Here is an 11,060-nt window from a genome sequence, read left to right as displayed (position 1 = left end):
GCCCGCCGGCCGTTGTGTGCCGTTGTCCGCCCCCCCCCCGGGGCCCGCCGCCCCACACCCCTCTCCCCAACAACACCCGGCCCCCCTGCGCCCCCCCCCCCCCACGTCGTGACCGCGAGCGCGTCACGTCCGCCTTGCTTCGTTCTTTTCGCATGGAAATTTGCCACCTTTCGTTTTCCGGAATTGGGGGCCTTGCCTCGTGAGCACGACCGATAACGTCGATCCGGCGGAATTCCCCGCATATCCGATGGCCCGGGGTTGTCCGTTGCACCCGCCCGCGGAATACGCGGACATGAGCACGCGACGGCCGGTCAGCCGAGCGGTGCTCCCCTCGGGAAAACCGGTGTGGCTGGTGGCCAGTCACGAGCTGGTCAAAGAGATCCTGACCGATCCTCGGGTCAGCGCGAATCGTTTCCTCGGCGGATTCCCGCATCAATTCCGCCGGGTGCAGACGGCGGCGCAGCAGACCGAGCAGATGAAGAAGGGCTCCGCCGTCATCGGGCGGGCGTTCGGGGTCGACGGCCCCGAACACGCCGAGCGCAAACGACTGGTCGTACCGGAATTCACGGTGCGGCGGGTGCAGGCGTTCCGGCCGCGGATCCAGGAGATCGTCGACGACGTTCTAGACGAGATGGTAGCGGCGGGCAGCCCGGCCGAACTGATGTCGGCGCTCGCGCTGCCGGTGCCGTCCCGCGTGATCTGCGAACTGCTGGACGTCCCCCAGGAGGACAGGCAGTACTTCCTCGACCGGACGACCACGATGGTGGACCAGTCCAGCACGGTCGAGCAGCGCCTGCAGGCCAACCTCGACGTGCTCGGCAAACTCGACGGGCTGATCAAGGCCAAGGAGGCCGACCCGGCCGACGACGTGCTCGGCCGGATCGTGCGGCGCAACGTCGAGCTTGGCGTGCTCAGCCATGACGAGATCGTCGGTGTGGCGGCGTTCCTGCTCATTTCCGGATTCGAGACCACCGCCAACATGATCTCGATGGGCACCCTCGGTCTGCTGGAGAACCCGGACCAGCTCGAGCTGCTGATCGAAGACCCGAGCCTGGCTCCAAGTGCGGTCGACGAGCTACTGCGCTACTTCAGCGTCTCCGACCCGGCCGGTTCCCGTGTCGCCACCGAGGACATCGAAATCGGCGGCGTGACGATCCCCGCAGGCGAGGGCGTGATCGCGCTGGCCGGCGCGGCCAACTGGGATCCGGCGGTCTTCGACGAGCCGGAGCGGCTGGACATCCGGCGCAAGGCCCGCGGTCATCTGGCCTTCGGGCACGGCGCACACCAGTGCATCGGGCTGCATCTGGCCAGGCTGGAGCTGGAGGTCGTGTTCGGCACGCTGTTCCAGCGGCTGCCCGGATTGCGGGTGACCGCGCCGGTCGACGACCTGCGATACAAGGTCGGTGCGAACATCTACGGCGTTCACGAGGTGCCGGTCGCGTGGTGAAGTCGACGGAACGCACCATCGTGTTCGACGAGCTGGCCGGGCAGTACGACAACACCGGCGTCGAGTTCTTCGGCCCGATCGCGCACAAGCTGCTCGAACTGCTCGGTCCGCGGCCGGGGGAGCACGTGCTTGACGTGGGATGCGGACGGGGCGCGGTGCTGTTCCCGGCCGCGGCCGCCGTCGGCCCGGAAGGGTATGTACTCGGGATCGACATCGCGGAGGCGATGGTCACCGCGACCGCCGCCGACGTGGCGGCGCGGGCACTCGACCACGTCGAGGTCCAAGTGCTCGACGGGATCGCCCCCGATCTGCCCGCCGGGTCGTTCGACCTGATCACGGCGAGTATGAGCGCCGCGCACTTCCCGGATCCGTTCGCCACCGCGGTGAACTACGCGCGGCTGCTGGTGCCCGGCGGCCGGATCGGGATCACCGGGCCGGTGCCCCCGCCCGCACTGTCCGGATGGGACCTCGGCGCGCTGCGAGTCGACCGGATCATCGCCGCGGCCGACCCGGCGGCGCTCGCCGCTGCGCATCCGAGAGTGGCGGCGCTCTACGGCGAGTATCCGTTCGGCAGGCCTGGCCGGATCTGCGACGCCCTGCGTGCCGCCGGGTTCACCGACGTCGCCGAACAACGCCACGACGTCGTGCTCTCGGCGCCGACCGCGCAGGCGCTGATCGACTGGACCTGGTCCAACGGGTTGCGCGTGTACTGGGAACTGGTGCCCGAAGGACGGCGCGAAGAGGTGGCCGCGGAGGTGGCCGCCGAGCTGACCGCGCACGCCGGGGACGGGCCGGTGACCGCGGTTTATCCCGTCTGCCACTACCTCGGGCGGCTGCCCGTGACCGGAGGAGCGAAATGACCACGATGCCGTCATGGCGGAGCCTCGGCCCCGACCCCGGCGGGCCGATCGTGCTCGCGGTGGACTACGCGGCCACCGGCCGCCCGGAAGCCGCGTTCGGCGACCTCGCCGTGGGGCACCCGGTGTGGGAGACGGTGCAGCCGCCACTCGGCGTGGAGGGCGGCTTCGAGCTCGCCGACTACGTGGACGGGTGGGTCGCGGCGATTCCCGACCGGCCCGTCGAGGCCGTGCTCGGGTACTGCGCGGGCGCCGCGTTCGCCGGTGAGCTGGTCGCCCGGCTGGCCGAGCGCACCGGCCGGGCGGTGCCACTGCTGTTGTTCGATCCCGAGTCGCCGACACCGCTGACGATGTACTACCAGTACCGCAAGGTGGTGGAGAGCCTGGCGGGCGTGCTCGGCGCGGAGCGGACGGCGGCCGCCGTCGCGGACGGCGACCGGGCCATGGCCGAGGCCGAAGGCGTCGAGCAGGTGGGCGTCGCGCTCGTCCGGATCTTCCTCGGCGCCGCGCGGGCGGCGTGCGCCGAAGCGGGCTTGGAGGAGGAATACGTCGACGAGCTCACCGGCACCTACCGCTCGTTCGTCCGCTATCTCACCGCGGCCTCGCAGGCCGATCACCGGAAGCGCTGGGCGGGGGCGTACGTGTTCAGCTCGGCCACGCCGACCAGCGGCCTGAACCCGCTCGACCCCGCCGCACGGGCGGAACTCACCGACCGGGAACTGCGCTTCGACGTCGAGCACGCCGATCTGCTGCGCACAACGGCGGTCGCGGCCGCCGCCACCGAGGTGCTCGCGAAGGAGAGGGTGTCGCGGTGACCGGCATCGACGCGCTGAACGACACCGCCGGACAGGTGGTCGCGGACCTCGTGGCCGAACCCGGCGGAGGTCTGTATCCCTCGGTGTACGAGACGGGACGGCTGGTCTCGCTGGCGCCGTGGCTGGCCGGGCACGACCGGCGGATCGAGTTCCTTTCCTCCGCGCAGCAGCCGGACGGAGCGTGGAGCGGGCCGGGCACGGTCGCGCTGGTCCCGACGCTCAGCGCCGTGGAGGCATTGCTCGCCGAGGGCCGCACCGGCGATGTCGTCGAGCGGGGGCTCGCCGCCGCTACCCGGCTGCTGGCCGAGGTGGAGCGCGACGGCCTGCCGGAGACGCTGATCCCGTTCCTGATCGTGCCCGCACTGGTCGCGGACATCAACGCGCGCCTCGGCCACGAACGCCTCGCCCTGCCTGAGAACCTCGACCCGGCGGCGCTGACCGCCCTGCGCACCGATGGCTGGCGGAATCCGGTGTCGGCGTTCTACCTGGAGATCATCGGCCCCGCCGCGGTGGGCTCCACCGCGGTGACCCCGGTGAACGGCGTGATCGGCTGCTCGGCCGCGGCCACCGCGGCCTGGCTCGGCCCCGAAGCGCCCGCGCCGGACGGTCCCGGCGCCGCGTCCGCGGAGTTCCTGGTGCGCACTCAGTCTCTTTTGGACGGTCCGGTCGCCGGCCTGACCTCCATGACGTACTTCGAGCGGGCATGGTCCTACCGGGTGCTGGCCGCCGCGGGTGAGGACCCGGCGGTCATCGCGCCGCTGCTGGCCGGGCTGCCCGGCGACGTCGGCCGGACGGGCGCGCCCTCGGCGCCGGGCGCGGCGCCCGATTCCGAATCCGCCGCGCTGCTGCTGCTCGCCGAAGCCGACCGCACCGGCGAGCTGGCCGAGCCACAATGCTTGTGGGAGTACGACCGGGACACGCATTTCCTCACCACCGTGCCGGTCGGCGCGCCCTCGGTGATCAGCAACGCCCGTGTGCTCGAGGTGCTCGACCGGTACCGGCGGCAGGGCCCGCCGGACGCCGATCGCTACGCCGACGCCGTGGCGCGCGTCGCCCGCTACCTGGCGGACAACCAGCGTCCCGATGGTGGCTGGCACGACCGCTGGCACGTTTCCCCTTACTACGCCACGTTTTCCTGCGGAGCGGCGCTGTCGGCCGCGGGTATCGGTGAACCACTGGACCGGGCCGTGGCGATGGTGCGGGCGGGGCAGCGGGCGGACGGGTCGTGGGGTGTTCGCGGGGGCACGGCCGAGGAGACCGCGTATGCCGTGCTGCTGCTGGCCGCGGCGCCCGGAGACCACCAGGACGCGATCGCGGGCGGGGTCACCTACCTCGATCGCGCCGGCACAGAGGATCCGCACCCGGCGCTGTGGGTCGGCAAAGACCTCTACGCGCCGGTGAACCTGATCCGCGCCGCGGTGCTGGCGGCCACGAAGGCGGGCCGTCGGTGACCGGGAAGAGCGGCGCCTGCCCGTATCCGTTCCAGCAGGCGGAGAAGCTCGAAACCGACCCGCGGTCCGCCGCGTTGCGCCGCGAGGCCCCGGTCAGCCGGGTCACGCTGCCGTACGGCGGCGAAGGATGGCTGGTGGTCGGGCACCACGAGGTGAAGACCGTGCTGTCCGACCGCCGGTTCAGCCGGGCCGCGCTGGTCGGCGCCGACGTGCCGAGGGTGACCCCGCGGGTGCTGACGAAGACCACCATCCTGACCATGGATCCGCCGGAACACACGCGACTGCGGCGGCTGGTCGCCCCGGCGTTCAGCCCGCGCGGCATCGAGGCACTCCGGCCCCGCGCGGTGCGGCTGGCCGAAGGGCTGGTGGATCGCATGCTGGACGCCGGGTCGCCCGGCGACCTGGTGCGCGATCTCGCCAAGCCGTTGCCGAGCGCGCTGATGTCGGAGCTGCTCGGGCTGCCCGCCGCCGATGAGGAGAAGTTCTTCGGCTGGGCCGAAATCATGGTCAGCGGTGCCGGATTGGCGCCCGCCGAGATCCTCGCCACCATCGGCGAGCTGGACAGCTATCTGACCGGCCTGGTCGCCGAACGCCGCCGCGAACCGCGGGACGATCTGCTCAGCGTCCTGGTCGCCGCGCGCGACGAAGGCGACCGGCTCAGCGAGCAGGAGCTGGTCGGGATCAGCGTGACACTGCTGCTGGCCGGCCTGGAGACGACGACCAACCAGATCGGCAACTTCGCCTGGCACCTCCTCAGCCGTCCCGAGCGGTTGGCTTGGCTGCGCGAAGATCTCACCAGGCTGCCGGCCGCGGTCGAGGAGATGCTGCGGTTCACCCCGATCGCGACCAGCGCCGGATTCACCAGGGTGGCCACCGAGGACGTGCCGCTCGGCGGTGTCACCATCCGCGCCGGGGAGGCGGTGCTGGTCGACCTCGATTCGGCCAACCGCGACGAGGCGGTGTACGAAGACACCGACGAGCTACGGCTGGACCGGGTGGGGCAGCCGCATCTGGCCTTCGGGCACGGCCCGCATTTCTGCCTGGGCGCGCAGCTGGCCCGGATGGAACTCGTGGTGGCGCTGACCGCGCTGCTGGAGCGGGTACCCGGCCTTCGGCTGGCCGTCCGGCCCGACGAACTGCACTGGCACACCGATCGGGTCGTCCGCGGACTGCGGGAGCTGCCGGTGCGGTGGTGACGGCGTCGTTCACCACCGCACCGGCAAAGCCTTGAGCCCGTTGACCAAAGGCGAAGACTTGATCGGCAGCTCGTCCGCCGGGATCGCCACCCGCAAACCCGGCAACCGCTCGAAAAGGACCGTCAGAGCGACTTCGAGTTCCTGACGGGCCAGGTTCTGCCCGAGGCATTGGTGCACCCCGAACCCGAAGGCGACGTGCCTCCGGTGGCCGTCGCTCAGGTCGAGCCGGTCCGGGTCGGGATTCTCACGGTGGTCACGGTTGGCGACCGCGGTGGAGAAGATCAGCGCGTCCCCGGCCCGGATCCGGGCGCCGCCGACGTCGATGTCGGCGGTCGCCACCCGGTTGACGACCGTGTCGGTCACGGAGGTGTGCCGCACCAACGCTTCCACCGCCGCCTCCGGCGCGGCGCGGAGCGCGGCCAGCCGCTCCTCGTCACCGGCCAGCAACGAGGCACCGAGCGCGATGCTGCTCGACAGGGTCTCGTGTCCGGCCCCGAGCAGCAGCACCATCATGTTGACCAGCTGTGCCACGGTCATCCGGCCGGGCAGCACCTGCTCGGCCAGCAGCTGACTGATCAGATCCGGGCCGGGGTGATCGGTCTTCGCCGCGGTCAGTTCGGTGAGATAGCCGATCAGTTCCGTCGCGGCCCGCACCACTTCGGCCTGGTCGTCGGCGGTGATCATCGTGCGGGTGCGGCGCTGGAAGAACTCGTGATCGGTGTAGGGGACCCCGAGCATCTCGCAGATCACCATCGACGGCAGGGGCAGGCAGTAGGCGGCCACGAGATCGGCGGACCGGACACCGTCCGCCATCTCGTCGACGAGCGAGCCCGCCAGCCGCCGCAACGCCGGGCGCATCTCCCGCACGCGCCGGACGGTGAACCAGGAGGTCACCATCCGGCGGAAGCGGTGATGCTCCGGGTCGTCCATCCCGGCCAGTGTCCGCAGCGGCGTGCCCTCGGCGGGGGAGGGGAGCAGCGCGGGGAAACCCGGCCTTGTCCGGTCCGCCGAGACCCGCCGGTCGGCGAGCAGGTCACGGGTTTCGGCGAAACCCGTGACCAGCCAACCGGAATCGCCGTTGGGCAAGGTGACCCGGGAGACGGGCCGCCGGGCGTGCAGTTCGCGATACGCCGTCGGCGGACCGTACGGACAGGTCCTCGGCTGGGGCAGCCGCAGCGGCCCGTCGACGGGTTCGGTCATGCCTTCGACGCCACGGACTGTTCCGCCGCGTTGTCCGGAGCGGCCGGTGCCGGCGGCCGCCTGCGCTTGGCCAGCATCCCGCAGACCGCGCCGAGGAGCACGGCCGCGATCGGCAGGACCATCGCGCCGTGCATGGCCGCGACGTAACCGCCGGAGAACACCTCGTTCGCCGCCGCGGCGATCTGCTGGGCGACGGCCGGCGTGGTCCCGCTCGGGACCGGTACCGCGGTGCCCGCCTGCAGATCGGCGAAGTCCAGGCCGCTGCCGGTGGCGCGCCGCACTCCGTCGACGAACTCCCCGCGAACCTCGGGGGGCAGCGTCGCGGCCACCGACTCGGCGCGCGTCACCAGGTTGCCGACGAGCTGGTTCTGCAGCAGCACACCGAAACCGGCGGTGCCGAGCACCGCGCCGATCTGCCTCGTCGCGTTCAGCACGCCGGCCGCCGAGCCCGCCATCATCGGCTGGACGTCGTACATGGCCACGGTGGTCAGTGGCGCGAAGGTCGCGCCGAGCCCCAGCCCCATCACGATCATCGCGGGCAGCAGTGTCCACACCGTACTGTCCACAGTAGACGTCAGGGAGAAGATCAGCAGGCCGAGCCCGAACAGCAGCAGGCCGGTGACCACGATCGGCTTGCCGCCCACCTTGTCACTGAGCCGTCCCGCGTACGGGCCGAGCACCACGGAGATCGCCGACATCGGCAGGCTGATCATGCCCGCGGCCAGCGCCGAGAAGCCCAGCACCGACTGCGCGTAGAGCTGGAAGCCGATCGCCATGCTCATGATGCCGACCGACAAGCCGATGGCACTGGCGTTCATCAGGCTGAAGTTGCGGTTGACCAGCAGCGCGAACGGCACCATGGGCGTACGCGTGCCGGGCCTGCGCTGGCTGAAGCCGAACGCGATCAGCAGTACCACGCCCAGTACGAGCAGCAGCGGGATGCTCACGAACGACCAGACCGTCCCCCAGTTGTAGCGCTGCCCCTCCTGCAGGCCGAACGCCAGGCACGACAGTCCGAGGATCACCAGTATCGCGCCGGGCACGTCGAAGCTGCCGGTCCGCGGCGGCTTGGCCCCCGCCGGGATGATCATCGGCGCGAACACCAGGATCAGGATGCCCAGCGGCACGTTGATGGTGAAGATCCAGCGCCAGTCGAGCGCGCCGACGAGCAAACCGCCCAGCGGCGGCCCGGTGATGGTGGCGACGCCGGCCACCGCGCCCCAGACGCCCAGCGCGGCGCCGCGCCGCTCCGGCGGGAAGACGCCCATGATGATCGACATCGTCTGGGGGATCAGCAAAGCGGCGCCGAGGCCTTGCAGCGTGCGGGCCGCGATGAGCTGGCCGGGGTCCTGCGCCAGCGCGCACAACAGGGACGCCACCGTGAACACCCCGACGCCTGCCAGGTAGACGCCGCGTTTCCCGAACAGGTCGCCGAGCCTGCCGCCGGTGATCAGGAAGACCGCCAGCACCAGGACATAGGAATTGCTGACCCAGAGCACCTCGTTGTAGGAGGTGCCCAGCCGCTCGACGATGTTCGGAATCGCGACGCCGACGACCGTCGTGTCGAGCAAGGTCATGAAGAACCCGAGACAGAGGGCCACCAATACGGCCCAGGGATTCCCCCGCAGTTTACTCATCCGTCCGCTTTCTCTTCGGTTGTTCGTTCGCCGGACCGCCAGTCCAGGCGTCCTTCATGGATGTCCTCGACGATCGCGCGCGTCAGGTCCAGGTCGGCGCGAAGATGTGCTTGCAGATGCCGGATCTCGACGATGTCGATCGCCGCCACGCCCCGTTTGACGAGCGCGTCGCTCCCGGTCGTCGCCGACGCCAGCGACGCCTCCAGCAGCACGGCCCGCTGCTCCAGCTGCGCGACCGCGTCCTCCTTGGAGAGCAACGACATGAAGGCGAGCGCGGCGCAGTACGTCGGATACTCCGGCTGGAGTGTGGAAAGCAGCTCCCGTAGCCGTTCGAGGGCGACTTCACGCCCTTCGTCGGTGATCGCGTAGACCGTCCGTTCCGGCCGCTTGCCCTCGCGGGTGGTCTCCACCATTTCGATCAGCGCGGCCTTCGTGAGCACGTCGAACGTGTGATAGAGCGCGCCGTGGGTCACTTTGATCAAGTGATCGAGTCCTTGTTCTCGCAGGCGCTGCCGGACTTCGTACGGGTGCTGGGGTTGCTGGCTGAGCAGCCGGAGCACGGCCAGCCCGAGGATGGTGAGGGTTCGCATAGACACTTCTCCGATCGAGTCCGATCAGTATAGTCCAAAAAGACTATTTGGCGTCGGGGAGGTCGGTACCGGGGCGCAGAGGGTGGCGGTAAGGGCACGTTAGGGGTGCCTCGCCGCTGGCAGCCGCTGTTAGCGTCGAGCCGTTCTCTGGGGCTCTGAGCTGTGCAAACGCGCTGGGGACGAGCACGCAACTCGCAGGTTGAGGAAGGTGGTTCCTGACTGTGTCGGCACTCCAAGGGCGTCCCGCCGAACCGGCGTTGCGACTGGACGACTCGCTGTCCCAGCGGCCGCACGAGCTGTACCGGAGCCTGCACGAAACGGGCGCCGGGGTGCAGCGCGTGATCATGCCGCCCGGCGCGGGGCCGTGGAGCGGACTGCCGGTCTGGCTGGTCACCGGCTACCGCGAGGCGCGAGCCGCGCTCGCCGACCCGCGGCTGAGCAACGACCTGCAGCGCACCGCCCGCTTCTTCGGCGGGGGAGGGGGGAACAGCCGGGGCGCGTTCTCCGTCGCGTTGTCCCGCAACCTGTTGCACGCCGACCCGCCCGATCACACCCGGCTGCGCAAGCTGGTCAACAAGGCGTTCACCTCGCGCGCGGTGCAGCGGCTGGAACCCCGGATCGAACAGATCACCGCGGACCTGCTCGACCGGCTGGACGGCGTCGACGAGACGGATCTGCTCGTCTCCTACGCCTCGCCCCTGCCGATCATCGTCATCTGCGAGTTGCTGGGCATCCCGGCCACGGACGAGGACGCCATCCGGTCGTGGACGAAGGGCCTCGTCTCCGGTGCCTCACCCGCCGAGATGGCCACCGCCTCGGAGGAGATCGGCGCCTACCTGACCGACCTGGTCGCGAGGAAGCGCGCGAATCCCTCCGACGATCTGCTCTCCGAGCTCATCCGGGCCAACGAGAACGGCGACCAGCTCGCCGACCCGGAACTGGTGCCGATCACCTTCGTGCTGCTCATCGCGGGGCACGAGACGACGATCAACCTGATCGGCAACGGCGTGTACGCCCTGCTGCGTGATCGCCCCCAGCTGGAGCGGCTTCGCGCCGACAGCTCGCTGCTCCCGCGGGCCGTCGACGAGTTGCTGCGGCACGAAAGTCCCAGCAGCCACGGCACCTTCCGGACGACCACGGCGGATCTCCCGCTGGGCGACGTGGTGATCCCGGCGGACGAGCTGGTCCTCATCTCCCTGATCGCCGCCAACCGCGATCCGGCCCAGTTCGACCGGCCCGACGTCCTCGACTGGTCCCGGCCGCAGACCTCCAACCTCGCCTTCGGGCACGGCATCCACCATTGCGTCGGCGCGCCGCTGGCCAGGATGGAAGGGCGTATCGCGCTCGGCAGGCTGCTGGAGCGCTTCCCCGACATCGCGCTGGCCGTCGACGAGAAAGACCTGGCGTGGAACCGAAGCACCCTTATCCACGGACTCCGGTCGTTGCCGGTCCGGCTGAGCGGAAAGGCCGAGCAGTGATCACCAAGGCGGGTTCGATCGGAATTCCGGTCACCGACCAGGAAGTGGCCGTCGAGTTCTTCGTCGGCGTCCTCGGTTTCGAGAAGCGGGTGGACGTCCCCACCGAGCGGGGACGGTGGATCGAGGTCGCTCCGCCGGGCGCGGAAACCGTGCTGACGCCCTACACCTGGCTGGATCACCACGACGATCAGGTGGGCGTCTTCACGCGCGTCGTCCTGGAATGCCAGGACCTGATCGGCCTGCACAAGGAACTGGTGGCCAAGGGCGTCGAGTTCGAACTGGAGCCGACCGAGTCGGCGGGCGGCCGGTTCGCGCATTTCAAGGATCCGTTCGGCAATTTGTTCGTGCTGGCCGAGCTCTGAGCGTCTCGTCAACCCACCGCGAAGGAA

10 protein-coding genes are annotated in these 11,060 nt (G+C 70.3%); 7 read left to right on the top strand and 3 right to left on the bottom strand.

What is annotated here, in order from left to right; all coding sequences use genetic code 11:
* Window positions 1-199 precede the first annotated feature (199 nt).
* Genes ACIRGA_RS22240 through ACIRGA_RS22220 form a run of 5 tightly spaced genes read left to right on the top strand, consistent with a single transcriptional unit; the run spans window position 200 to window position 5,766 of the window.
* Window positions 200-1,447 carry a cytochrome P450 gene (locus tag ACIRGA_RS22240; protein WP_400943913.1) on the top strand — a complete coding sequence of 416 codons (1,248 nt, stop codon included), beginning with the start codon at window positions 200-202 and terminating at the stop codon, window positions 1,445-1,447.
* Window positions 1,441-2,307: a class I SAM-dependent methyltransferase gene (locus ACIRGA_RS22235; RefSeq protein ID WP_400943910.1), complete on the top strand. Its 867-nt coding sequence runs from the start codon at window positions 1,441-1,443 to the stop codon at window positions 2,305-2,307. The genes ACIRGA_RS22240 and ACIRGA_RS22235 overlap by 7 nt, the downstream gene beginning before the upstream one ends.
* Window positions 2,304-3,119: a hypothetical protein gene (locus ACIRGA_RS22230; protein ID WP_400943907.1), complete on the top strand. Its 816-nt coding sequence runs from the start codon at window positions 2,304-2,306 to the stop codon at window positions 3,117-3,119. Before ACIRGA_RS22235 ends, ACIRGA_RS22230 begins: the two co-directional genes overlap by 4 nt.
* Window positions 3,116-4,570 carry a prenyltransferase/squalene oxidase repeat-containing protein gene (locus ACIRGA_RS22225; protein WP_400943904.1) on the top strand — a complete coding sequence of 485 codons (1,455 nt, stop codon included), beginning with the start codon at window positions 3,116-3,118 and terminating at the stop codon, window positions 4,568-4,570. Before ACIRGA_RS22230 ends, ACIRGA_RS22225 begins: the two co-directional genes overlap by 4 nt.
* Window positions 4,567-5,766 (top strand): cytochrome P450, encoded by a 1,200-nt coding sequence (locus tag ACIRGA_RS22220; protein WP_400943901.1) that lies wholly within the window; start codon window positions 4,567-4,569, stop codon window positions 5,764-5,766. Before ACIRGA_RS22225 ends, ACIRGA_RS22220 begins: the two co-directional genes overlap by 4 nt.
* 9 nt (window positions 5,767-5,775) lie before the next feature.
* On the opposite strand, the gene ACIRGA_RS22215 is transcribed toward ACIRGA_RS22220, so the two are convergent.
* Genes ACIRGA_RS22215 through ACIRGA_RS22205 form a run of 3 tightly spaced genes read right to left on the bottom strand, consistent with a single transcriptional unit; the run spans window position 5,776 to window position 9,193 of the window.
* A complete protein-coding gene (locus tag ACIRGA_RS22215; protein WP_400943899.1) occupies window positions 5,776-6,966 on the bottom strand; it encodes a cytochrome P450 in 1,191 nt (396 codons plus the stop codon).
* Window positions 6,963-8,603 carry a DHA2 family efflux MFS transporter permease subunit gene (locus ACIRGA_RS22210; RefSeq protein ID WP_400943896.1) on the bottom strand — a complete coding sequence of 547 codons (1,641 nt, stop codon included), beginning with the start codon at window positions 8,601-8,603 and terminating at the stop codon, window positions 6,963-6,965. Before ACIRGA_RS22210 ends, ACIRGA_RS22215 begins: the two co-directional genes overlap by 4 nt.
* The gene (locus ACIRGA_RS22205) at window positions 8,600-9,193 is read right to left on the bottom strand and encodes a PadR family transcriptional regulator (RefSeq protein WP_400943894.1); all 594 of its coding nucleotides are present in this window, start codon (window positions 9,191-9,193) and stop codon (window positions 8,600-8,602) included. The genes ACIRGA_RS22210 and ACIRGA_RS22205 overlap by 4 nt, the downstream gene beginning before the upstream one ends.
* Before the next feature lie 221 nt (window positions 9,194-9,414).
* Here ACIRGA_RS22205 and ACIRGA_RS22200 point away from each other — a divergent pair, with 221 nt between their 5' ends.
* Together ACIRGA_RS22200 and ACIRGA_RS22195 are read left to right on the top strand one after the other, a co-directional pair.
* Window positions 9,415-10,671: a cytochrome P450 gene (locus ACIRGA_RS22200; RefSeq protein ID WP_400943891.1), complete on the top strand. Its 1,257-nt coding sequence runs from the start codon at window positions 9,415-9,417 to the stop codon at window positions 10,669-10,671.
* Window positions 10,668-11,033, top strand: a complete 366-nt coding sequence (locus tag ACIRGA_RS22195; protein ID WP_400943888.1) for a VOC family protein — start codon at window positions 10,668-10,670, stop codon at window positions 11,031-11,033. The genes ACIRGA_RS22200 and ACIRGA_RS22195 overlap by 4 nt, the downstream gene beginning before the upstream one ends.
* Window positions 11,034-11,060 lie beyond the last annotated feature (27 nt).

It is taken from the genome of Amycolatopsis sp. NPDC102389 (assembly GCF_044765885.1).
Taxonomy (GTDB): Bacteria; Actinomycetota; Actinomycetes; order Mycobacteriales; family Pseudonocardiaceae; genus Amycolatopsis.
This window is presented reverse-complemented; position numbering and strand designations above follow the sequence as displayed.

Excerpts from the sequence above, each read along its gene's own strand:
- ACIRGA_RS22230 (WP_400943907.1), top strand. The coding sequence starts at position 2,304 with ATGACCACGATGCCGTCATGGCGGAGCCTCGGCCCCGACCCCGGCGGG.
- ACIRGA_RS22215 (WP_400943899.1), bottom strand. The coding sequence starts at position 6,966 with ATGACCGAACCCGTCGACGGGCCGCTGCGGCTGCCCCAGCCGAGGACC.
- ACIRGA_RS22210 (WP_400943896.1), bottom strand. The coding sequence starts at position 8,603 with ATGAGTAAACTGCGGGGGAATCCCTGGGCCGTATTGGTGGCCCTCTGT.
- ACIRGA_RS22205 (WP_400943894.1), bottom strand. The coding sequence starts at position 9,193 with ATGCGAACCCTCACCATCCTCGGGCTGGCCGTGCTCCGGCTGCTCAGC.